Origin of the sequence: Cohnella sp. (assembly GCF_041640265.1) — a bacterium.
Taxonomy (GTDB): Bacteria; Bacillota; Bacilli; order Paenibacillales; family Paenibacillaceae; genus Cohnella.
This window is the reverse complement of record NZ_JBEQAP010000016.1, coordinates 11,378-35,369: the sequence shown is the minus strand read 5'-3', so window position 1 is coordinate 35,369 and position 23,992 is coordinate 11,378. Positions and strand designations below refer to the sequence as shown.

Below are 23,992 nucleotides of genomic sequence, written 5' to 3'. Positions count from 1 at the left end.
CTATTCTCCTTCTCCTGTATCGGATTCTCCACTGACTTGCCCTTGTTTTCGAAACTCCGTGGTCGTCATCCCCGTCACCTTCTTGAATAAATTAGAGAAATAGTGAGCGTCGTTGTACCCGACTTGATGAGCGATCTCATAAGATTTGTGGTTCGTGGATTGAAGGAGCTCCATCGCTTTGCGTATTCTTGTATTCGTCAAGTAGTTCATGAAGGTTTGACCCGTTTCCTGACTAAAGACTTTGCTAAGGTGGCTTGGACTGACCCGAACATGCTTGGCCGCTTCCTGAAGTGATAAATAATCCTTGTCGAAGTTAAGATGAAGATAATCCTTCACCTGGGAGATCATTTCAGCGTACCGATCCGAGGAGCCCGAGCGCCACAGCCAGAAATGCTCCGCAAGCTTAGCCAGATAATCACAAGCTTCCTCTTGGGAGCGAATTTTCCCAATCCTTTGCTGACACTTAAGCAGAGTTTCTTCAGAGATTTCCACCGAACGATACATTTCTTTGGCTGCTCGGAACACTTCCAAGGTTAAATCATTCAGAATGTAGTAGCCATACAAAGACGACTGCCATTGAACAGCTTGCAGCTTGTCGGTAAACGGATGGAGGAACGATTCCAGCTGAGATGCTGAGCCTAGCGTCAAGAATTCAAGGAATCGGTTACGATCCAGGAATGCAGAATGATCCAAGGACATCCCAATGGCCTCACTGAATGCGCGGCTGTTCAGCAAGGATTGACGGCGCCAATGCTTATCTTCCTCGGCATCGAGAAAGGAAAGGTGAATGCCTTGAAGACGATCTTGAATGCTCCCGATGCCAATGGCAATTGTACAAGCCATACGGTTCTCAACTGTAACTTTATATTCGTTTTGCAGCTGATTTAAAGTGATTTGCAGCTGCTCCTTAGAGTCGCCTTTGAAGATCCATACCTTTTCTGTGCGGTTTCTTTTGTAGACTAGGGGACTTACGAGCTCACCTAATTGCTCATAGAGTAGATTCTCCACCTTATGAACAAGGTCGGCTACGATGGATGTTGTGTTCTCTAAACACCGAATATCCGAAAGTGCAACCGCATAATAACGGGCTATAAGGTTAAACGAGAGAGAGGAAGCAGAGTGAATCGCTTCTGTCGTAGTGATCAATCCGGAACATAGGTCATCTAGCAGCTTTTCTTGCGACAGAGAGATCTGATCACTTTCGTTCTTTTTTAACCTCTCAATTCGCTCCAGCTCCAACCGCTCTTGATCTATCTTGTCGCTTACGGTGTGGAGTAACTGAATAATGTCCGTAGAAGTCACAGGCTTCAGGCAGTATTCTTCAACTCCGATCCGCAAGGCAGACCTTGCGTATTCGAACTCATCGTGCCCGCTTAAGATAATAATCTTGGTTCTCGGCATTCTCTGACGCACAATGGTACATAATTCCAATCCGTTCATGAATGGCATCTTGATATCGGTAATAAGAATGTCCGGCATAAGTTGTTCAATCATCGGCAGGGCGACTTCACCGTCGGAAGCATCTCCGCAATAAATAAAGCCTTCCTTCTCCCAATCCACACAATCCCGGATATTTTCGCGGATGAGGATTTCATCGTCCACTAGCATAACTTTCTTCATGACGGCATGCCCCCCTTTACCGGAATTCGAATGGTGATCGTAGTGCCAACTTGGTCAACGCTATCTATTTGTACACCATAACGGTCTCCATAATAGAGCCGAATTCTTTGGTGAACGTTGTGCAGACCGAAACCGCCGGATACTTCATCACCCGTTTCATTCGGCAACCGTTCCTTATTCAACTGTTCTCTTAATTGCTCCAGCTTTTCATTACTCATCCCGATGCCATTATCCTTGATGAGGAGCACCATATGATCCTCTTCAATTGCGTGCCCAGTAATTCGAATGAGCCCTTTGCCCCGTTTGTTCTTAATTCCATGGTATAAAGCATTTTCCACAATAGGCTGCAAAGTCATCTTCAGAATGTAGAGCGTAGATAGGCTCGGTTCAACTTCCAGCTCGTAATGGAGAATATCGCGGTAACGCATCTGCTGAATGACGAGATAGCTCCGAACATGATCCAACTCTTGCTCTAAACGAATCCAATCTCGTCCTTTATTTAAGCTGGTACGGAAAAATTTCGAGAGCGCCTGTACAAGCTGAATCACGTCCTTGTTCTTACCGGCTTCCGCTGTCCAGATAATAGAGTCAAGCGTATTGTAAAGGAAATGGGGATTAATCTGAGCTTGGAGCGTCCGCAGCTCCGCTTTCTGAATATGCTCCTGCTCTTCGATACTTTGCTGGAGCAGCATTTTTATTTTCTCTAGCATGATGTTAAAGCTGTTCCCGAGGTCGGCGATTTCATCTTGGCCTGACGGTTTCACCTTTGCTTCCAGGTAGCCTGATGCGGCCTGACGCATTTTGTTCTTCAATAGCTGTACCGGATAGGTGAGCCGTCTCGTGATAAAGAAATACGCGGTAATGGTAAACAAAATGCTAAGCGCAACGCTAACGATAATGAGCTGGCGAATTTCGTTCGCCTCTGCGACGATTTCTTGAAGGGGGACAAGCCCGACGATTTTCCAACCGGTCGCTTCGGATGTGGTATACACAACGAAATGTGTCTTATCTACAGATCGGTCCACAAATCCACCGCGCGGCTCAGAGGACCTATGCGTTAGATCGAAGGGTTGAAGCGTCTGTCCAGACCTTTGTATGCGGGATGGTGTGAAAATCGGATCCCCAGCTGGATTGACCACATAGAAAAAGCCGGTTTTACCAATGGAAACCGTATCAATAAATTGCTCAACGACGGAATCATCCAAATCGATAATGATGAATCCGATAACTTCATGGGTTATCCGCTGTTTGACTGTAGCCATAAGTGAGATGACGTTCTTTTCCGGGTATTGAAATTGGTCCACTCGATCAAGCGGCGAAGCCTCCGAAGGTGGAATATTCAATACCGCATTAGGATGATTGACCAAATGGAGGAAATGCGGGTTGCGCAGGGGGTTTTTGTCGAGCTGAAACACTCCTTTGCGCTCGCTGATCCCTCTGCCATAGAGATTGACCATCGTAATATTGAGAACGCTGTCATATTTGTAGGTTTCTCGGTACAAATCGAACGTTTTCAATATTTCCTTGGCATCCTCATAGGTATCGACTTGGGAAAATAAATAGTGAAGAACAGAGGGATTCTTCTCAAGCTCCAGCAGCTTGCCGGTGTCTTGGAACAAAACGTCTATATCACGGCCAAGCTGGTCTGCAACGAGCATGGTTGCTGCTTTGCTATGACCAGACACAGTATTGAAGGACTTCTGATAAGAAACCAAGCCGATTGTTACTAACGGGATTGTAGTCAAGATAACGAACAAGGTAAGCAGCTTGGCTCGCAAGCTGGAGAATATCCATCTCATAAGCTTCATGGGCGATTTAAGACCTTTCGATGGAAGTTGTGAAGCCGTCCCAATTTCAAGATATTTTATGTTACTTCACTATAGCAAATAAGGGAAGACGATTCTATGAAAACGCAACCACAACGATAAAAGTGTAACTTCCAAACAAAAAAACAAACCAAAGTTTAGACAAGAATCGAAAATAGCCAAAAAATCAAATCGAACTCCCATAGAACTCCGTATCCTGCCATTATGAAAGCGTTCTATAATGACCTCACACCAGCAACTGGTGATACAAGGGGAGGAATGAAAACAATGATTCAAGTAAGAAAATCGGGGTATATGCTTGCCATTCTCGTTATCCTTATGCTTATTGTCACTGCTTGCGGAGGCAATAACAGCAACAACAACGCAAGCCCATCATCGAGTGCGGCTGCACCAGCTCAAGGCGAGAAAGCGAGTCCAAGCGAATCCGCTGCAGCTCCTGCAGCAGACAAGAAAGTTACACTAGGCTTTGCTCAAGTCGGCGCGGAGAGCGGCTGGAGATCCGCCAATACGAAATCTGTTCAAGAATCCGCGGCGGAAGCGGGCTTTGACCTGAAATTTTCTGATGCTCAACAAAAACAAGAGAACCAAATCAAAGCGATACGTTCATATATTCAACAAAAAGTTGACGTCATTTCGTTTTCTCCAGTCGTTGAATCCGGTTGGGACACAGTGCTGAAGGAAGCGAAGGATGCGGGTATCCCGGTTATTCTGACCGACCGTGCCGTTGATTCCAAAGACACATCGTTGTATGTCACCTTCATCGGCTCGGACTTCGTGGAAGAAGGACGCCGTGCAGGTAAATGGCTAGTGGACAAATTCAAGGATGAGAAGGGTGACGTGAACATTGTTGAGCTGCAGGGCACAACAGGCTCAGCACCGGCGATTGACCGCAAAGCAGGCTTCGAGGAAACGATCAAGAGCAGCGCGAATCTGAAGGTTATTGCATCGCAAACGGCGGAATTCACGCGTGCTAAAGGCAAAGAGGTCATGCAAGCGTTCTTGAAGGCGAACAAGGATATTGATGTGTTATATGCGCACAACGATGATATGGCGCTAGGAGCGATACAAGCGATTGAAGCCGCAGGTTTGAAGCCGGGCGAAGACATTATTATCATCTCCATCGACGGAGTTAAAGATGGATTCGTTGCTGCAAGCGAAGGAAAGATCAATTTTATCGTCGAATGTAACCCGTTGCTTGGACCTCAATTGATGCAAGCGGTCAACGATGTGCTGGCAGGTAAAGAAATTCCGAAACGGATCGTGACTGAAGAAGGCGTATTTACTTCGGAAGATGCGAAGAGAGAGCTGCCGAACCGCCAGTACTAATACCTATATTCATGTAAGGAGATTAAACCACTCCACCAGCCGATGTGCCTTCGGGGTGGTTTTTTCTCTTCAATGGGGGAGAGGATTAAATGAGGGAGAGTCAGCCGATCTTGCAAATGACGAATATTCACAAGCGATTTCCAGGGGTCAAGGCGCTATCCGGAGTAAACTTCCGTTTGTACGCGGGCGAAGTACATGCCTTGATGGGAGAGAACGGGGCAGGCAAATCAACCCTTATTAAAGTATTGACTGGCGTCTACGTCATCGATCAAGGAAATATCGAGCTTGAAAATCAGAAAATTACGGTTCATAGTCCACAAGAAGCTCAGGCGATCGGCATTAGTACCGTATACCAGGAAGTTAACTTGTGCCCGAACTTGTCCGTTGCGGAGAACATCTTCATCGGGCGTGAGCCCCGTCGTTTCGGTCGAATTCTATGGAAAGAAATGAACAGCCGAGCGCAGCGATTATTGTGGGATCGGCTTCAGCTTCAGATTGATGTCACGCTTCCGTTACAATCCTATTCCGTAGCGATTCAGCAATTGGTTGCCATTGCTAGAGCGCTTAATACGTCAGCTAAAGTGCTCATTCTCGATGAACCGACCTCAAGCTTGGATCGCAACGAGGTTCAGCAGCTATTCGGAGTCATGAACAAGCTGAAGAGCGAAGGGTTAGCGATTCTATTCGTTACGCATTTCCTGGACCAGGTGTATGAAATTTCTGATCGAATAACCATTCTCCGCAATGGAGAGTTTGTCGGGGAGTATCTTGCAGATGAGCTCCCCCGGATAGAATTGGTTTCAAAAATGATAGGGAAAGCCCTTCATATGCTAGAAGAGCTGCCTAAGACGGAAGGGAAGAGCCGTTCGATAACAGGGGAGGTCATGGTTGAGGCCAGTGCTCTCGGTCGCAAGGGTGCAATAGCTCCTTTTGATCTGACCATTCAAAAAGGGGAGGTTATCGGGCTTGCTGGACTGCTTGGCTCGGGACGGACTGAGCTCGCAAGGCTTCTATTCGGTGCAGATCGTGCAGATCAAGGAAAGCTTCAAATCGGGGATTCCGCTAAGGGTGTGCATTCGCCTAGGCAGGCTATAGATAATGGAGTCGCTTTCTGTCCGGAGAATAGGAAGACGGAGGGAATCATCGATGAGCTCTCCGTGCGCGAGAACATTATTCTTGCATTGCAAGCGACTCAGGGCTGGTTCCGAACTTTATCGCGGAAGCGTCAAGACGAGATGACGGATGAGTATATCAAGGCACTTAACATCAATCCTCCTAATCCGGAGCAATTGATTAAGAATCTAAGCGGGGGCAATCAGCAGAAGGTTATTCTTGCAAGGTGGCTGCTCACTGATCCTAAGCTGCTCATTCTAGATGAACCTACAAGAGGAATCGATGTAGGAGCCAAAGCCGAAATACAGAAGCTGGTGCTTGCCCTATCGACGAAGGGGATGTCTGTTCTGTTTATTTCCTCAGAACTGGAAGAGGTGCTTCGCGTCAGCGATCGGATTGCGGTATTGCGCGATCGCAGAAAAGTGAAAGAAATGGCCGAAGAGCAAATGAGCCAGCAAGATGTCATGCAAGCAATAGCAGGAGGATGAAGACGATGAATCGTATACTGAACCATCATTTGTTCTGGCCGCTATCTATGCTGGCCGCGTTACTATTGTTTAATCTATTCTATTCCCCGGATTTCTTCGCCATACAAATGAGGGGCGGTCATCTCTATGGAAGCTTGATTGATATTCTGAACTTCGGATCGCCATTGATTCTTGTCGCGATTGGCATGACATTGGTCATTGCAACGAAAGGTATCGACTTATCCGTAGGCTCTATTGTGGCGATTGCAGGGGCAATGGCATGTCTCTCGATTAGCAGGAGCTCCGATCAAAGCGCTCTCGGAGCCGTGCTTCTGGCAGTAGGTATATCATTGGTTTTGTCTCTTGTGCTCGGACTTTGGAATGGCTTATTGGTAGCTGGAGCAGGCATTCAGCCGATTATCGCTACACTTATTCTCATGGTTGCAGGCCGGGGTATCGCGCAACTGATCACTGGGGGTCAAATCATTACCGTTAATAGCTCTTCCTATAACTATATCGGGTCGGGAGCGCTTGCGACTCTGCCCTTCTCCATCTTCGTAGTTGCGGCGGTATTCCTTATTGCCACGCTCCTGACTCGGAGAACTGCGCTCGGTCTTTTTATCGAATCTGTAGGCTGCAACCCGATTGCGAGTCGTTTAGCAGGGATAAGATCCAGGGTCGTTATCATTGCAGTTTATATATTTTGCGGTTTCTGTGCGGGTATCGCAGGGTTGATCTTAAGCTCCAACGTTTCCAGTGCGGACGGCAACAACGCCGGCATGTGGTACGAGCTTGACGCGATACTGGCCGTGGTCATCGGGGGAACCTCCCTTAATGGCGGCCGATTTTATCTAACCGGCACCCTGATCGGAGCATTGATTATTCAAACGCTGACCACAACGATTTATATGACGGGAGTGCCGCCGGAAATTATTCTAGTTGTTAAAGCGTTCGTTGTCATGCTCGTCTGCTTGATCCAGTCCGAGACGTTTCGTCAAACCTTGGTTAGACGCTGGAAAACGCGCAACTATCCAGGTGAGCAGGAGGTAACGCACCATGCTTAAGCGGAAATATGTTCCTATCCTCGTAACAATCGGTTTATTTGCCCTAATGTTCGCCGCAGGTTCATTCCGCTACACTGGATTTTTCTCGCTGCAGGTTCTGTTCAACTTGCTGATAGACAATTCCTTCTTGCTTATCGCGGCGGTAGGGATGACGTTCGTCATCGTCTCGGGAGGTATCGATCTGTCTGTTGGTTCGATGATTGCCCTGACAACGATGATTTCCGCAAGCCTAGTCCAAGAGCATGGATGGCCGCCGGCTGTCGTTATTCCTTTGGTGCTGATTTTTGGATCTCTCTTTGGCTGGATCATGGGAGCGCTTATCTATTACTTTAAGATTCAGCCGTTTATCGTTACTCTGGCGGGAATGTTCTTGGCCCGGGGACTCTGTTACGTGATCAATATCAATACCATTACAATCGATAACGCATTCTATACCAAGGTCGCGCAGACGAAGGTTTCTCTCCCCGGAGGCAACTTTGTTTCCATCAGCGTCCTCATCGCATTAGTTGTCGTTGCCATCGCTATCTATATCGCCCATTACACCCGGTTCGGCCGTAATACTTACGCCCTCGGGGGCAGCGAGCAATCCGCTCTGCTGATGGGGCTTCCTGTCGGAAGGACGAAAATAGCGGTTTATATGTTCAGCGGTTTCTGTTCCGCGCTTGCCGGCGTCGTATTCACATTCTACATGCTTTCGGGTTACGGCCTGCATGCGGTCGGATTGGAGCTGGATGCGATCGCGGCTGTTGTAATCGGCGGTACCCTTCTGACCGGCGGCGTCGGGTATATTGTCGGTACTTTATTCGGAGTATTGATACAAGGGGTTATCCAGACCATTATCAGCTTCGAAGGTACGCTGAGCTCCTGGTGGACCAAAATCGTTATCGGCTTACTCCTGTTCCTGTTTATTTTGCTGCAAAGATTGCTTAGTGCTAGGCGATCCACAGTCCGAAGCAAATAATAGAGAGCAACGATGTCCCGTTTTCAGGTATAATGGAGGTCGAGGAGGGGTCATATGAATAACAAACGGTCCAACCCCTTAACATTCATTGCTTTGGTTTTTATGATCGTATTGACCGGCTGCCAGTCGCCGGCTTCAATAGGAACAGGACCGCATTCTACGAGTGTTAACTCTGGTGATGGTTGGGAGACAGCTAGTCCAACAGCCGAAAGCTTGCCTTCCGACAAACAGATTGTGCTCGGGTTTTCGCAGCTTGGCTCGGAGAGCGACTGGCGCAAAGCTAACACGTTGTCGATCCACGCAGCAGCTGAAGAAGCGGGTATCGATCTAGTTTTCGCGAATGCTGAACAATCTCAAGCCAAACAATTTGATGCTATTCATTCTTTTATTGACCAGAAAGTGGATGTAATAGCCATCGCTCCGGTTATTCAATACGGTTGGGAACCCATATTAAAGGAAGTTAAGCAGGCAGGCATTCCTGTTATTCTGTTTGACCGTTCCGTTGAAGTTAGCGACACTTCACTGTTCGTTACATTGATCGGCAGTGACTTCTATGAAGAAGGACGCAAAGCAGGCAAATACTTGCTAGACAAAATGAGAGATCGAACAGAGCCCGCAGGTATTGTAGAGCTGCAGGGAACGGTTGGATCGGCACCGTCTGTAGAGCGGGGCAAAGGTTTTCATGAAGTAGTCAAGGAACGAGAGCCGTTAATCATGCTTGGCAGCGAGCCCGCCAACTTCACCAAGGAGGAAGGCAAGAAAGTGATGAGCTCCTTCTTAAAGGAGCATGGGAAGGATATTCACGTTCTGTTCTCCCACAATGATGATATGGCGCTTGGGGCTATCGAAGCCATTGAAGAATACGGGCTCGAAGCAGGGAAAGATATCATAATCATCTCCGTTGACGGAACGAAACAAGCTTTCGAGAAAATGGCGGAAGGTAAAATCAATTGCATTGTTGAGTGTAATCCGCTGCTTGGCCCGCATCTCATGCAAGCTGTCAAAGAGTTGATGGAGGGCAGAACGTTACCGAAACGAATCGTACCTACCGAAAGCGTATTTACTGAAGAAATGGCAAAGAAAGAGGTGGGCAATCGAAAGTACTAAACTGTGACCCGAAAGATCGGCACTTTGAAAAGAAGTGACCTCTCTCGGGTCTTTTTGCGTTTATAATCAGATGTATTGGAAAATCGGCAAGCGCCGCGGATCCATAACCAGATCGACATGAGCCGTGTGTTTGGTTTTGAATTAGATATACTTATGTAACATTCTAATTCTGTATGAAATTTCATACAGAATAGCTCCCGCTACGACATTCTGCTTAATTCTGTATGAAATTTCATACACAATAGCCTCTGTTATTACATACTACTTAATTCTGTACGAAATTTCAGACACAATAGCCGTTAATTCCACTTATACTTTTTGTTCATAATTTGATAACTGAGCCTAAAATACCAAAGAAAAAGTCTCCGTATCTAGAAGACCTAAGTAGTAACCCTCTCAGGTCCTTAATCGGTGAAAGTCAGGTCTAGTTTACTTGAGGAGCTTCCTTGTAGGACCGACAACTTTACTTTTGATTCGTGAATCTCGGAACGTTCTTATTATCGCAAGGTCTTAATCGTTTGAAGGTTTGATCTGGCTTTGAGGGTTTGATCTGGCCATGTAGTGTTAGATTTTGTTTTACAGCTACGGATAGGCCAAGTGAAGAGAATCGTTTCTCCTGGAGAGTTTACGCGCCGCCTTTGAACTCCACTTGTTTCCTTTTAGAGGAATCAAAACAAGTGGAGTTCACCAGCGGCCGGAAGGAGAAATGATTATCGCAACGGTCTTAGGATTTCGAGGCTAACCACTGTGTCAATATTTGAATTTGATCGTCTGTCAATTTCCCTTCAAAGGCCGGCATTCCGCCTCTGCCTTCAGAGATACGGTTGTGGATTTCATCGATTGACAAGTTGGCACCGGTACGCTGTAGATTAGGGCCTGCCCCGCCGCCCAAATCAACAGCATGACAACCGATACAGTTTTTCTTGTAGAGAGCTTCGGCTTCTGCAGCATTTACGGTATCTGCAGCGGGACTGTCGGCAGCCGGCGGGGTTGGTGCAACCTGTGTATCAGGAGCGACCGGTGTCGTATTTTCGTTGGTATTACCCCCACCACAGCCTGTCATTGCTATAACAAGAATCAGGCTTAGTAGTGTTGCTATCCGTTTCATTATCATAAAAACCCCCTGAAATCGAATCATTAGCAGATTGTTGCTTATGTTAGCTTTCCCGTTTGTAACACCGTTATCCAGAAGGACATCTCTCGGGTTTATTTATAGCTTCTTAGCCTGGTTCGTAAATCGCAACAGGTCCCCATACACAATATGATCCGAATAAGCCAGCCGATTGGCGACATCCTTCTTAAAAGGTTCGCACTCTGCTTTATCGGTAACTTCGCCTGATGTTTTATCGTAACAACGATTTTTAGTGAACAAGATCCGATCCGTTATAAAGCTTCCATCCCGCAATATCGCTAATTCCCTCCGATTCATAGCAAACAGATCCTGCCCGAAATTCGGTTGACCAGCCGTTCTTATCCCAAGCAAATGCAAGAGAGTAGGCTTCAGATCGATCTGTCCAGAGATCGTATCCATTTGTTTCCCCTTCTGTCCTGGAATGTGAATGATAAGAGGAACTCTTTGCAGCTGCGCATGGTCATACCAATTCAGTTTCTCTTTCCCGAGCAGTTGGGCCATCGCTTTCTTGTGCTTGTGCGAAATACCGTAATGATCTCCGTACAGAATAAAGATCGATCGTTCATAAAGCCCCGCCTTTTTCACTTCCTCAAAAAATACTTTTAACGCCTCATCCATATATCTCACGTTGGGAATGTATCGATTCAGCGTACTGGAATTAGATACGTATTTCGGAATTAGCTGGTCTTTCTCGTCTAAATCAAACGGATAGTGGTTGGTCAGGGTAATGAACTTGCTGTAAAAAGGCTGAGGCAGTTCTTTTAATTTCTCGATAGATTGCTTAAAAAACGAAATATCGTTTAATCCCCACCCAATGGTGTTGTCTTCCGTAATTTTGTAATCGGATGAAGAGAAAAACCGTTCATATCCCATCGTCTTGTACATGTTCCCGCGGTTCCAGAATGATCGGTTATTGGCGTGAAACGCGATAGGGTAATAACCGATCTTCTTCAGAATGTTCGGCGTGGAGTCATATGCGTTCTGAGCGTGAGAGAAATAAACAGCTCCGCTGGGCAAGGGGAAGAGAGACGTGTCTATAGTGAATTCGGCGTCTGACGTTTTGCCTTGTCCGGTTTGGTGGTAGAAGTTATCGAAATAATAGCTTTCTTTAATCAACCGGTTCAGGTAAGGAGTAACCTCTTGTCCGTCAATACGCCGGCCGATTACAAAGCTTTGCAACGACTCCATCGATACCAAGAAAACATTATAGCCTTTGGCAGCCCCAAACAGCTTCTTATTGTACTCTTCTTTGGGTAACTGCTTAAGAAACGATTCGACGGTCAACAGATCATCGTTGGTGGCAGCTGCTTTTTTTAATCCGCTCTTTGCGCTCGTAATGATGTCGTACAGATGGTAATTGTAGGCTCCAATGCTTTTGACAACAATTTGACGATCAAACGTTCGAACTAGCAGCTCCGGGTGACCTTTCTCGACCATGACAAAATTGAGATATAAAAGCAATATAGCGAGCATAATAGTCGCAGTCAGATGACGAAAGCTCCAAGCAGTCCTTTGAATCGATTTTCTATTCATCATGATAACCAAGATGAAGGTATCAAGGAAAAGGAGCAGATCAGAAGGGCGCAGGAGCGTGAATAAGCTGCCCCAGACAACACTCATATTATCGGCTAGAAACAATACTGGGATCGTGATAAAGTCGTTAAAGAAACGGTAGTAAACAAGATCGGACAATAACAGTATCGAGGATAAGAAGCTTAACGCCACAATTGGAATATGTATTCTTTTTCGAAACCCTAACATAGCGAAGTTAAACAGGATAAGAATGGAACTGCAAGTGCTAATAAGTAAAATGAGTTCCTGATAGAAGCCTTTTACCGGCAATTCAAAGCAATAACGATGGACCAAATAATTCTTCAAACATATGCAAAATAACGATGAGTACGTGAAAGTATGTTTATTATAATTTCGTTGGACGTATGAACGTAAGCTCAAGTTTTTCCCTCCAATAATAAAAAATAATACTTGTATCGTTTTCCAAAGGAAACCAATCTATTCGCCCCTTATGGATAACGAGAGCCTGTTATGGAACATTAAAGTAATCTTCCTAACACGGCTGGAGGGAATAAATTGCTTCATTCAAGCAAAGAAAGAAGATTGCTTTGGATAAGCGGAGCCTTACTGGCGCTATATCTCTCCCCTCTGTATATATTGGGCGAGGAAGCTCATATCCGCGTTCATGACAATCTGGATTCGAATATCGCTTGGTATAAAATTTTGGTAAGCAGCGGTGAGTGGTTCGGTAGCTATTCTGCCGTCATTCCGCAAGTGATTAACGGACTTACGAGAAATGCATTCGGTACTGAATTTAGCGGTAATGTTCTTTTACATGCTCTTTTCCCGTCTATGACGGCGTATGCGCTCAGCCTGACGATTACTAGGGTGTTTGCTTTTCTTGGCATGTATTTCCTTCTGAGAGATCACTTTATCCAAGGGCGGAATTATGCATTCGTTCGAGTCGGGGTGGCGCTGGCTTTTGCGCTGACACCGTTCTGGCCTTCGGGCATGCTTAGCACGTTGGGACAGCCGCTGGCACTCTGGGCATTTCTGCACATAAGGGAAGGGCGGAGCGCATTTAAGTATTGGTTTACGCTGATTCTGCTTCCATTTTATTCTAGCCTCGTTTTAGGTTTTTTCTTTTTCCTCATAGCGGTTGGACTGTTGTGGGTATGGGATTTGGTAGTGAAAAAGCAAACGAATTTACGGTTTCTCGCAAGCATCGTGCTAATGGGAGTTCTCTATTTAGCGATTGATTACCGCCTTTTATTGTCCCTTGTTTTGTCTGGCGAACCGACGAGCCGCGACGAGTTCATTTCATCGCGATTGGACTTCTGGCACTGCATCCGGCTTGGTATTAAGAACTTCATATATGGACACAATCACGTGCTGACTCTTCATACAATTGTCATTTTACCGGTTATGTTAACTGTATTATTGTATTTGCTCCTAGGCCGTGCTAAATGGAAGGGTACTCGAACAGGGAACCTATTTATGTTTCTCATGGCGCTTAATTTGGCGTTATCTTTTTGGTATTCGTTCTGGTTCTACAAGGGATGGCAGCTGCTTAAACAACAATACTCTCTGCTGAATACTTTTAATTTTGCGCGATTTCATTTTTTGCGCCCGCTCGTTATATATTTAGGGTTTGCTCTGGCTTTGCGGCTGCTCATTTTTATTTGGGGGAAAAAGGGGCGTTGGATAGCCCAAACGGCGTTGATCGCGCAAGTGGTGATTCTGCTGGCAAGCAACGATGAATTTGTATATCGGAGTAAGGGTACGCCGTCATTTCGCGAGTTTTACGCCGTTGAGCAGTTCCGGGAAATCGAGCGGTTTATCGGACTTCCTAAGGATTCGTACCGGGTAGCGAGCATTGGATTGCATCCATCAATCGCGCAGTACAACGGGTTTTATACGTTGGATACGTACAATAATTTTTATTCTCTGCAATACAAGCATGCGTTTCGGCGCATTATCAAGAAGGAACTCGCTAAACAGAAAAAGCTTCGGAAATACTTCGATACTTGGGGCGGGCGATGTTATCTATTCGTTGCTGAATTAGGAGGGAAATACGATTACCGAAAGACGTCGGGCAAAAAAATCCGTAATCTGGAGTTAAACATCAATGCGTTTAAGGGACTGGGCGGGCAGTTTATTTTTTCTGCGGTTCCGATTGTAAACGAAGAAGAGAATGGGCTGACGCTTCGGAAAGTGTTTAACAATCCGCGATCTGCTTGGAAAATTTATGTGTATGAAACGAAATTGCGATAGCTAATCATGCAGGATTTGTCGTCTACTCCATCTGTACAATGTCATGTATAATAATGGCTAACACCAACGGCATAGACGATCAGATGGTTTTTACTATGGAGGGAATACATTGGCACAGCTATATTTTAAATACGGTACAATGAACAGCGGTAAATCGTTTGAAATCATCAAGGTGGCGCATAACTACGAGGAGCAAGGCAAACCGGTTCTAATCTTTACTCCTTCTATAGATACGAGAAATGGTTCTAATCAAGTCGGCACTCGTGCAGGCTTTACAAGGCAAGCGATTCCCGTAGACGACCAGACTGACCTTTATGAGTCCGTGAAAACACAGCTTTCGGGCTCCGGACGATTTTTCTGCGTGTTGGTTGACGAAGCCCAATGGCTGAAGAAGAAGCATATCTTGGAGCTCACCCGTGTGGTGGACGAGTTAAATGTTCCTGTTATGGCATTTGGCTTGAAGAATGATTTTCAGAATGAATTGTTCGAGGGCAGCTATAATCTGCTTATATACGCCGATAAAATCGAAGAAATCAAAACGATTTGTTGGTATTGTGATAAAAAAGCGACAATGGTTGTACGTCTCAAGGATGGCGTTCCCGTAAATGTAGGAGAACAAATCCAGGTTGGCGGCAGCGAGGACTATAAGCCGGTATGCCGGCGCTGTTATAACAAGGCATTCGAAAAAAAGTGAGGGATTATCAAAGGTTTCATTTGAGAGGCGAGGGACGAATGATGGCGGATATAAATAGAAAATGGATCGAGCTTTGGCCGGAGGGTGCTCCGAGGGCGGAAGGAAATAACGATGAGGATATTCCCGCACTTACAGCTTATCCGGTTGATGGTGATGGTAGAGGAGCGGTCATTGTCTGTCCAGGCGGCGGATATGGCGCACGAGCAAATCATGAAGGCGAGCCGATTGCGCTGTGGTTGAACAGTATCGGGATCCATGCTTTTGTTTTGCGATACCGTGTCGCGCCATACCGGTATCCCTGCGCTCTAACGGACGTGCAAAGAGCAGTTCGTTATGTGAGGCACAATGCGGCGGATTATGGTATCAATAAGAATAAGATCGGCGTGCTCGGCTTCTCGGCAGGGGGACATTTGACAGCCTCGATTGGCACTCAATATGACTCGGGGAATCCTGAAGCGAAAGATGAGATAGACAGACAGTCTTGTCGTCCCGACGCGATTATTCTTTGTTATCCGGTCATTACAATGAAGCCTCCTTATTATCATCAAGGCTCGATGCTCAATTTGCTTGGTCCTGCTCCTGATCAGGAGCTGGTAGAACGAATGAGCTGCGAGGGACAAGTTACTGCGGATACGCCGCCAACCTTTCTGTGGCATACTTCGGATGATGGAGCCGTTCCTGTGGAGAATAGCATGCTTTTTGCGAGCGCTCTCCGGCGAGCGGGAGTTCCCTTCGATCTGCACGTTTATGAGAAGGGACGTCATGGACTTGGCATGGCTGAGGAAGATGAGCATGTCGCCTCTTGGACATCCGTATGCGGACTGTGGCTCAAGCGATATCAATTTTAAGTCAGGAGCTGCGGCATGCTTTTTGTTTGGATTGCATTATGGGCGGTTGCGCTCATCCTTCTCTTATCGGACACTAGATCATCGATTAACCGACGTCTGAGTGCCGTTGCCTTATGCGGTGGCGCGGGAGCTTTAGCTGCTGTATTGGATATTACCTTTATCCCCTATATCAACGCGACGTACCCAAACGAAGGATTGGAGAACGCTTTATACCACATACAAGCAAGCTCTTCTTTGGTTTCATATTATGGGCTTCCCTATTCCTTTCTCTTATTTGCCCTTGCATACCGTCCGGTTCTTATGAACCGGACCATGGAGAGACTTACGTTGCTTGTCCTGCTGCTTCCGATTATCGGGTGCCTGCTATTCACTTCTGGATATAACGAGGTATACCCCATAACCTTCACTGTGGTGGTGTGGTGGGCGGTTCCTTATTTCGCAGCCGGAACCGTGATCGTGCTCCTGAAGAAGTCGGGCCATTATTCTCCTTCCCACACCCATTGGATGATCTGCCTGGCGGTTCTTCCTCCGGTTATTTTCGCCATGCTGATGAGTTATTTGCTGCCAAGCCTCGGACTGCTCAGGATGTGGAAATACAATACGTGGTTCGTCAGCATAGGAATTGCGGTTTTCGTTATGGGTCTTTTCACTTATGGATTCTTGGGCGTAAGAGTGCTGATCGATCGTCGGAGACTCGATTCTACGCTGCGTGCAGTAACCTCGGGAACGGCTATCCTGCATCATGCAATCAAGAACGACGTTGGCAAAATGAGACTGTTCACAGAGAAGATGAAAGCTTATGCGGAATCAACGGACCAACTGGAATTACTGGAGGATATAAAGGTTGTTCAGAGTGCTTCCAATCATATTCAGGATATGATTTCCCGTGTTCATCGTCGTACGGAGGATCTGGAGGTACAGCCGGCAGAGGTGGATATAGGCGAGCTTATCCGTCATACGCTAAAGCCTCATGAACCCTTGCTTCAGAGCATCAAGCTGCATGTGAATGTATCAGGCGGCTGGCTGTGCAGGTTAGATCCCGCTCAGGTTGGAGAAGCGCTCAACAATCTGATTGCTAATGCGATTGATGCGATGGAAGGTACAGGGCATTTGTTCCTTTCGTTACGGGAGAGTAAGAGAGAGCTGATTGTGGAAGTGCGGGATACTGGTCCAGGGATGGATAGGGGACAAACCTCCAAAGCTCTCGAACCGTTCTATACGACGAAAAGCAGTAAAGAAGCAAATTTCGGGCTAGGGCTTCCTTATGCGTATTATGTCATGCGTAAGCATGGCGGGTCACTGCAGATTAGGAGTAAGCTTGGCGTCGGTACGCGTGTCTATTTGACTTTTCCGAAGAGCAGAATTAAGGCCATGCAGCAAGGGCAAATGACCGCAAAAGGGAGAGATGCCCATGAATAATATACGAATATGGATTATAGAGGATGACAAGGACTGGCTTCGCGGCTTAAAAGCTTACTTAAACGGTCAGCAGGGTTTAGAGATTACCTTCACTGCGGATAACCCGGATGCCGTAAGGGAGGAGCTAGCTAAAATAACGAATACAGCAGACGTTGTCTTGATGGATATCATGCTTGACGGAGATCCAGCAGGAATTGCGTTAGCGGAGGAAGTGTCTATTTCCACAGGCGCTCGCGTCATTATGCTGACCTCGATGGAAGAGAAGGAGCTCATCTTCCGCTCATTCCAAGCAGGAGCAATCGATTATCAGATCAAATCGGATTTCGAAGGATTACCGAATGCGATCCAGGCGGCTGCGCGCAAGGAATCTCCGATCAGCTCGGCAGCTGCGGAGAAAATGCGGGAGGAATTCCGCCGATTGAAGCAAATGGAGCGGGAATTCGAAACGAAAACCATGCAAGACAAAATAACACCCTCCGAACTGCAGCTTCTCAAGCTTATCGATAAGGGGTACTCCCAATCGGAGATCGCAAGCAAGTTAGTCGTATCGATCCGCACCGTCAAAAATCACATCAATCATATCTTAAAGAAGCTAGGAGCCAAAGGCTCTAAGGAAGCAGCGAAGGAAGCTAAGGATAAGGGATTGTTTTAACCCAGAAACGTTAACCCTAAGTAGTACCACACAAAGTTGGTACTATTTTTTTGCGCGTATTTTCTAGAATGAAGGTATAAAGCTATCAACCTAAATAGGAGAAAAGGGGAAGTAATATGGGGTTCGTAATTTTCTCGCTGGCGCACGGGATAGGAATCGCGATGGCTGTCCTATTCATCATATTGATCATAAGCTTCCGAAGGAAGCTAAGGAATCCCGCGGCTAACCGGCGAATGAGGTTCGGAATGATTGCCATACTCGCGGGTTGTGAAATTTCTCTTCAGGTTTGGTACGCCGTAACGGACAACTTCGGTTTACATTCATTTCCCTTCCAGTTATGCAGCATCATGATGTGGTTATCTGCAGCGGTTCTTCTGACCCGGAATCGTAAACTATGCGACATTACCTTTTTCCTCGGGATAATGGGTGCGATGCAGGCACTGCTAACACCAAATTTGGATGCGACTTTTCCGGAATATCGCTATTTCCACTTCTTTATCGCCCATGGGGCGATTATAGGAGCGAGTGTATTTCTAACTGTCGTGGATGGATATCGGCCACAGGTCACTTCCGTATTCAAAGCAATCGGATGGCTGCATATACTAGCTATTCCAGCTGCAATCGCCAACACGATTACCGGGAGTAACTTCATGTTCCTAGCGCGCAAACCTGCTACGGCTTCTTTGCTAGACCTCCTTGCACCTTGGCCGTGGTATCTGCTTCAGTTGGAGCTAGTGGCACTAATACTATGCTTCTTGCTGCTCGGTGTCGTGAAGGGCTTGGATCGTTTGTTACATATAGAAGCTAAATTTCTTAAAGATTATAAGTAGTTATCGCGAGGGATTGACGAGCAGAAAAGCGATTGCTATACTACTATACGTAAACGTTACGAATAAAATATTTTTTCTTTTACATCGGTAATTTATATGTATTACATGATAATACAAAGGGTACATAGCCGGACTTAACGTCCGGCTTATGTATGGAGTTTTATCCGTAATGATTACACATTATGCAAACTTAATCATTTATAGTGGAGGAATTAATTATGTCTAATCGGTATAAATCATTGTTGGTTTTACTTCTTTCGGTTATTTTTTTGGCGGCTTGCACTTCAAACGCTGCTGATAACCAAAGTGAGGAGAAAAAACACGTAAACCTGCTCTTTAATTTTGCAGCAAGCTCGCTTGATCCGAATGTGGATTCAAGTTATTTACCACTTCGCGCAGGAATAACGGAAACATTGGTACGCCTCAATGATACGAAGTTGGCAATCGAGCCGTGGCTTGCAGAAAGCTGGGATAGTAAAGACGCCCAGTTATGGACGATTGAGCTTAGAGACGGGGTAACTTTTCACAACGGCAAACCTATGGATGGCGCAGCTGTAAAAGCCTCACTGGAGCGGGCAATAAAAGATAGTCGTGCAGTAAAGAACGCCCTGCGCATTGAAACCATACAAGCAAATGCAAATACGTTAACGATTAAGACAGCAGTTCCTTTTCCCGAATTCCCGTCAGAACTGGTTCATCCAAACACATCGATTATCGACGTGACGGAAACGGATTTTATTAATAAACCGATAGGAACAGGCCCCTTTGCCGTGTCAGCATTTACGCCGGGTACCGCAGTGGACCTGATCCGTTATGATGGTTACTGGAGCGGACCCGCAAAACTGGATTCAGCAAGATTTTCGTTTAATGAAGATGCGAATGCTCGCTCACTTGCCCTACAATCAGGAGTCGCTGATATTGTCTTCCGTCCTGAAGTAGAAACCCTTGCTAATTTGGAAGCTGTACAAGGTGTGACCATCGACTCCACTTCCACTTTCCGAGTGCATCAATTGATAATGAATATGGGACGGAAGCCCCTTCAAGATGTCAATGTTCGCAAGGCAGTAGATGTATTGATTGATCGTAAAGCTATTGTGGAGACTATTTTAAAGGGACATGCAGAAGTTGCTGCAGGACCATTCCCATCTAGCTTTTCATTTGCACCAGACTATCCTGAGAAAAAGAGTGGTCTGGAGGCTGCTAGAGCATATCTCAAAGAAGCAGGATATACAGAAGCTAATGGCGTTATGCAAAAAAACGGCGAACCGCTCACACTTAAACTCCTGACTTACAGTGCGCGTGCTGACTTACCCTTAATCGCACAAGTATTTCAATCAGATGCTGGCAAGCTGGGAATTGACGTGGAAATCCAACTGATCGAAAAGCCGGAAGAGTATATGACTGCCAATGGAGATTGGGATTTGGCAACCTACAGTTATTTAACTGCACCTCGCGGTGATGCCGGTTACTTTTTAAATGCAACGTTTCATCCAAAGGGCGCTTTGAACTTCAGCGGTACGGATGACGATAAATTAACATCTCTCATCGACGAGTTAAACGTGGCCGTTGGACAGGAAGAGCGTTCGGTTATAGCGAAACAAATTGCAATATATGTAGATGAACAGGCTTATAATTCGTTTGTTTTGTATCCGAACACACTAGTCGCTTATAAGTCAGATAAAGTTATAAACTGGACGACATCCCGAAGTGAATACTATATGCTGACGAATGAATTGGATGTGAAGAAGTAAATGCTTCAGATTCTAGGCCGGCGATTAATCGAGGTCCTGATCTTTCTTCTGGCCATTACGTTTATCAGCTTTCTCTTTCTGCGTCTAGCTCCGGGTGATCCGGTTCTATCCATTCTTAGAGTCGATGATTTGTCGGTCACGAATGAACAAGTCGAAGCTTTGCGCGAAGAATTAGGGTTTAATGACCCTCTTTTAGTCCAGTATGGCCGCTGGTTTGCTGACTTTTTAAAATTGGATTTCGGGAATTCATATATTACGAATCAGCCTGTGATGGATATGATTTTAAGCGGGCTGCCCGCAACAATTGAATTGACAATGGGTTCGCTTATTGTCATGCTCGTTGTTGCTATTCCGCTTGGTTCACTCGGTGCCCTTTATCGCGGAAGTTGGATTGACCAGATAAGCCGGGGAGTGTCGCTGCTTGGCGCAGCAATACCTAGTTTTTGGCTGGCATTGATCTTCATTGATTTATTTGCAGTACGATGGGGGATTCTCCCTCCAATGGGAAGGGACGGACTTATTTCTGCTGTCCTTCCTTCCATTACTTTAGGACTTGCCATCACAAGTGTTTACGTTCGGTTATTGCGTTCGAGCTTACTCGACTCTCTCAGCAATGAATTTATAAGGGCAGCACGTTCCAGAGGATTATCGGAAATGCGAATTTTTTTCGCCCATGCATTTCGTTATAGTCTTCCGCCTGTTATTACCGTATTCGGTGTCAGCCTGGGCAGCTTGATCGGTGGAGTTGTTGTTATTGAAGTTATTTTCGCCTACCCTGGTATCGGTAAGATGGTGGTCGACTCAATCAGATCGCGTGATTACCCCGTGATCCAAGGGTACATTTTGATCATGGCAATTACCGTTTTTCTTGTAAATAGCGCTGTCGATTTATCCTACCGATATTTAAACCCGGAGCTCAGACTAAGGGAAAGGAAGAACAGCTGATGGAGTTAGTGCTTAAAGAGAATAGCAAGAATAGCAAGAAGAGCTGGAAAGCTGCCGTTCTGCTCTTCATGCTGACTTTGTCGCTGGTTATTGTTGCATACACCTTCCTAGTCCTGAAGGTTGACCCGTCTTTGGTCAATCTGGCTGAAAGATTATTGCCGATGAGCTTCGAACATCCGCTTGGGACAGATCATCTAGGGCGTGACGTATTGACACGTCTTCTGCTTGGCTCCCAGCTGACGGTAGGCTACGGTCTCTTGGCACTGCTGATTGCAGTAATGATCGGTGTGCCGTTTGGTGTATGGGCCGGATTTAAAGGAGGTCTATTCGATCGGATTTTTATGCGTATAGCAGACGCCTTCCTGTCGTTTCCGGATACAGTTGTTGCGATCGTGTTGAGTGGTTTGCTTGGTGCGGGTATTGAAAATCTGTTACTCGCAATAGTTGTGGTGAAATGGGTTAATTATGCCCGGCTTGTGCGCAGTACAGTGCTGACTGAACGCCGGAAAGACTATATTATGATTGCCAAAATAAATGGTCTTCGTACTGGCCGAATAATGACCAAACATCTGTTTCCCCATATTATCGGGAACGTACTCGTGCTCGCCAGCCTTGATTTAGGAAAAATCATTCTGCTCATTTCATCTCTTTCGTATATCGGACTCGGTGCGCAGCCTCCGGCACCGGAGTGGGGTGCGATGCTCAATGATGCTCGTCCTTATTTTCAATCCAATCCGTCTTTAATGATTTATCCGGGATTAATGATTGTGTTTGTCGTTCTCCTGTCAAACTTACTCGGCGATTTCTTGCGTGATAAATTTGATGTGAAAAAAGAGGTTGTAAAGTGAGCATTTTAACCGTGAATCATCTGTCCATTGCAGGAAGGCAAAATGGGATCGTTCATGATATTTCATTTGAAATACATGAGGGAGAGTGGTTTGCGCTTGTTGGCCAAAGCGGCAGCGGCAAAAGTATGACTGCATCGGCAATTGGACAGCTGCTGCCAACCAACCTTCAAGCGACAGGCGAAATAGGGTATCAAGACAAAAATTTAATAACTCTCTCCTCCTCCGAAATGCGTCAAATTCGCGGGAAACGTCTGTCTTATATCTTTCAAGATTACCAAGGGTCCTTTACTCCTTTTCTAACGATAGGTCGTCACTTCGAGGAATATCAACGGAGACATCTAACCCTATCCAAAACAGAAAGAATACAGCAAGCCATGTCAGCGCTTGTCTCCGTGGGCCTATCTGAGGAAATCTACACCAGATATCCATTTCAATTAAGCGGCGGACAACTGCAGCGTGTATCCATTGCGATTGCACTCCTGCTTAAACCGGATATACTGATAGCCGACGAGCCTACCACGGCCTTGGACAGCGTATCATCTTTTAGAATTCTGGAACTATTATCCCGGATGCAAGAGGAAACCGGCTGCGCGATTTTGTTCATTACCCATGATCTGCGTCACGTAAAGAAATATGCAGACCGCATTGCGGTTATGAAAGACGGAGTAATCATTGAAACAGGCGATAAAAACGAGGTGCTGAATCATCCGAAGCATGCTTATACCGATTTGCTGATCAAATCATCGCCGCCACTTAGAAGCCTGAACCCACTAACTTCTGCAGGAGTGACACGATGAATCTGTTGGATGTAAATAATGTCTATAAAACATACGATCATGGAGCCGCAGTGCTTCAGGATGTGAATTTTACGTTGGATAAGAAGCAATGTCTCGGTCTTGTGGGCGAGAGCGGGTGCGGTAAAAGCACGCTTGCTCGCTGCCTATTAAACATGGAGTCGATCGATAAGGGGAGTATTCTGCTGGAGGGCACACCTCTTCATAACAAAAATGAACGCAGTTTAAGACCCTATCGAAAAAATATCCAAGCGGTTTTACAAAATCCTTCTGCAGCGTTGAATCCAAAGCTAAAAATAATAGATTCGTTGATGGATCCCTATTTGCAATTGGGCGATCAAGCTAAGATGAAGCATTTTCATTATACGAATAAAAATGACTTTGTCGCACAGCTGTTGGAAGCTGTAGAACTTCCGGCAAGCCTGGCCCATCGTTATCCTCATGAACTGAGCGGCGGACAAAAGCAGCGAGCGACCATTGCTCGAGCTATTAGCATTGAACCCGCAATTATTATTCTAGACGAACCGACTTCGAGTCTTGATGTTCTGACTCAAGCCGCCGTTCTCCGTTTACTGGATGGGCTGCGAGAGCAATTAGGCACTTCGTATCTCTTCATTTCACATGATCTCTCGGCTGTGTACACGATGAGCCAACAAATAATGGTGATGCAGGGCGGTATCATTGTGGACCGATTTGAAAAGGAAGAACTCTTTGCTGCGGATCGTCATCCGTATACACAAGAGCTCATTTCCATGTTTGAATAATGAATACGAATATCACCCTTAAATTACACTCTCACCGGGCATACT

Annotated in this window: 20 protein-coding genes; 16 read left to right on the top strand and 4 right to left on the bottom strand. The window is 46.0% G+C overall.

Annotation, left to right across the window (positions count from 1 at the left end; all coding sequences use genetic code 11):
• Both ACESLK_RS13490 and ACESLK_RS13485 read right to left on the bottom strand, forming a co-directional pair.
• Complete coding sequence (locus ACESLK_RS13490) at window positions 1-1,620, bottom strand: response regulator (protein WP_373230013.1); 1,620 nt, start codon at window positions 1,618-1,620, stop codon at window positions 1-3.
• Window positions 1,617-3,428 carry a cache domain-containing sensor histidine kinase gene (locus tag ACESLK_RS13485; protein ID WP_373230012.1) on the bottom strand — a complete coding sequence of 604 codons (1,812 nt, stop codon included), beginning with the start codon at window positions 3,426-3,428 and terminating at the stop codon, window positions 1,617-1,619. The genes ACESLK_RS13490 and ACESLK_RS13485 overlap by 4 nt, the downstream gene beginning before the upstream one ends.
• 285 nt (window positions 3,429-3,713) lie before the next feature.
• Between ACESLK_RS13485 and ACESLK_RS13480 the strand changes: the two genes are divergently transcribed.
• The 5 genes from ACESLK_RS13480 (at window position 3,714) to ACESLK_RS13460 (ending at window position 9,484) form a co-directional block, all read left to right on the top strand.
• Window positions 3,714-4,772: an ABC transporter substrate-binding protein gene (locus ACESLK_RS13480; protein ID WP_373230011.1), complete on the top strand. Its 1,059-nt coding sequence runs from the start codon at window positions 3,714-3,716 to the stop codon at window positions 4,770-4,772.
• Window positions 4,773-4,861: 89 nt separating this feature from the next.
• Window positions 4,862-6,373: a sugar ABC transporter ATP-binding protein gene (locus ACESLK_RS13475; protein WP_373230010.1), complete on the top strand. Its 1,512-nt coding sequence runs from the start codon at window positions 4,862-4,864 to the stop codon at window positions 6,371-6,373.
• A 5-nt stretch (window positions 6,374-6,378) separates the two neighbouring features.
• Window positions 6,379-7,416, top strand: coding sequence for an ABC transporter permease (locus ACESLK_RS13470; protein WP_373230009.1), 1,038 nt, complete (start codon window positions 6,379-6,381; stop codon window positions 7,414-7,416).
• Complete coding sequence (gene yjfF / locus ACESLK_RS13465; RefSeq protein ID WP_373230008.1) at window positions 7,409-8,377, top strand: galactofuranose ABC transporter, permease protein YjfF; 969 nt, start codon at window positions 7,409-7,411, stop codon at window positions 8,375-8,377. Before ACESLK_RS13470 ends, yjfF begins: the two co-directional genes overlap by 8 nt.
• A gap of 54 nt (window positions 8,378-8,431) precedes the next feature.
• Complete coding sequence (locus ACESLK_RS13460) at window positions 8,432-9,484, top strand: ABC transporter substrate-binding protein (protein ID WP_373230007.1); 1,053 nt, start codon at window positions 8,432-8,434, stop codon at window positions 9,482-9,484.
• A 724-nt stretch (window positions 9,485-10,208) separates the two neighbouring features.
• On the opposite strand, the gene ACESLK_RS13455 is transcribed toward ACESLK_RS13460, so the two are convergent.
• Together ACESLK_RS13455 and ACESLK_RS13450 are read right to left on the bottom strand one after the other, a co-directional pair.
• Window positions 10,209-10,592, bottom strand: coding sequence for a c-type cytochrome (locus ACESLK_RS13455; protein ID WP_373230006.1), 384 nt, complete (start codon window positions 10,590-10,592; stop codon window positions 10,209-10,211).
• A 102-nt stretch (window positions 10,593-10,694) separates the two neighbouring features.
• A complete protein-coding gene (locus ACESLK_RS13450) occupies window positions 10,695-12,494 on the bottom strand; it encodes an LTA synthase family protein (protein ID WP_373230005.1) in 1,800 nt (599 codons plus the stop codon).
• A 210-nt stretch (window positions 12,495-12,704) separates the two neighbouring features.
• Here ACESLK_RS13450 and ACESLK_RS13445 point away from each other — a divergent pair, with 210 nt between their 5' ends.
• The 11 genes from ACESLK_RS13445 (at window position 12,705) to ACESLK_RS13395 (ending at window position 23,947) form a co-directional block, all read left to right on the top strand.
• Entirely contained in the window at window positions 12,705-14,402 is a 1,698-nt protein-coding gene (locus tag ACESLK_RS13445; protein ID WP_373230004.1) for a DUF6044 family protein, read from the top strand.
• Window positions 14,403-14,511: 109 nt separating this feature from the next.
• The gene (locus ACESLK_RS13440; protein WP_373230003.1) at window positions 14,512-15,096 is read left to right on the top strand and encodes a thymidine kinase; all 585 of its coding nucleotides are present in this window, start codon (window positions 14,512-14,514) and stop codon (window positions 15,094-15,096) included.
• A 41-nt stretch (window positions 15,097-15,137) separates the two neighbouring features.
• Entirely contained in the window at window positions 15,138-15,944 is an 807-nt protein-coding gene (locus ACESLK_RS13435; RefSeq protein WP_373230078.1) for an alpha/beta hydrolase, read from the top strand.
• Window positions 15,945-15,959: 15 nt separating this feature from the next.
• Entirely contained in the window at window positions 15,960-17,363 is a 1,404-nt protein-coding gene (locus ACESLK_RS13430) for a sensor histidine kinase (protein ID WP_373230002.1), read from the top strand.
• Window positions 17,356-18,015 carry a response regulator transcription factor gene (locus ACESLK_RS13425; RefSeq protein ID WP_373230001.1) on the top strand — a complete coding sequence of 220 codons (660 nt, stop codon included), beginning with the start codon at window positions 17,356-17,358 and terminating at the stop codon, window positions 18,013-18,015. The genes ACESLK_RS13430 and ACESLK_RS13425 overlap by 8 nt, the downstream gene beginning before the upstream one ends.
• Before the next feature lie 116 nt (window positions 18,016-18,131).
• Window positions 18,132-18,845: a YwaF family protein gene (locus ACESLK_RS13420; protein WP_373230000.1), complete on the top strand. Its 714-nt coding sequence runs from the start codon at window positions 18,132-18,134 to the stop codon at window positions 18,843-18,845.
• A gap of 218 nt (window positions 18,846-19,063) precedes the next feature.
• Window positions 19,064-20,596, top strand: coding sequence for a nickel ABC transporter substrate-binding protein (nikA, locus tag ACESLK_RS13415; RefSeq protein ID WP_373229999.1), 1,533 nt, complete (start codon window positions 19,064-19,066; stop codon window positions 20,594-20,596).
• Window positions 20,597-21,541: a nickel ABC transporter permease gene (gene nikB, locus ACESLK_RS13410; RefSeq protein ID WP_373229998.1), complete on the top strand. Its 945-nt coding sequence runs from the start codon at window positions 20,597-20,599 to the stop codon at window positions 21,539-21,541.
• A complete protein-coding gene (gene nikC / locus ACESLK_RS13405; protein ID WP_373229997.1) occupies window positions 21,541-22,389 on the top strand; it encodes a nickel transporter permease in 849 nt (282 codons plus the stop codon). The genes nikB and nikC overlap by 1 nt, the downstream gene beginning before the upstream one ends.
• The gene (locus tag ACESLK_RS13400; protein ID WP_373229996.1) at window positions 22,386-23,186 is read left to right on the top strand and encodes an ABC transporter ATP-binding protein; all 801 of its coding nucleotides are present in this window, start codon (window positions 22,386-22,388) and stop codon (window positions 23,184-23,186) included. The genes nikC and ACESLK_RS13400 overlap by 4 nt, the downstream gene beginning before the upstream one ends.
• On the top strand, window positions 23,183-23,947 hold the full coding sequence (locus ACESLK_RS13395) for an ABC transporter ATP-binding protein (RefSeq protein WP_373229995.1): 765 nt from the start codon (window positions 23,183-23,185) through the stop codon (window positions 23,945-23,947). The genes ACESLK_RS13400 and ACESLK_RS13395 overlap by 4 nt, the downstream gene beginning before the upstream one ends.
• Window positions 23,948-23,992 lie beyond the last annotated feature (45 nt).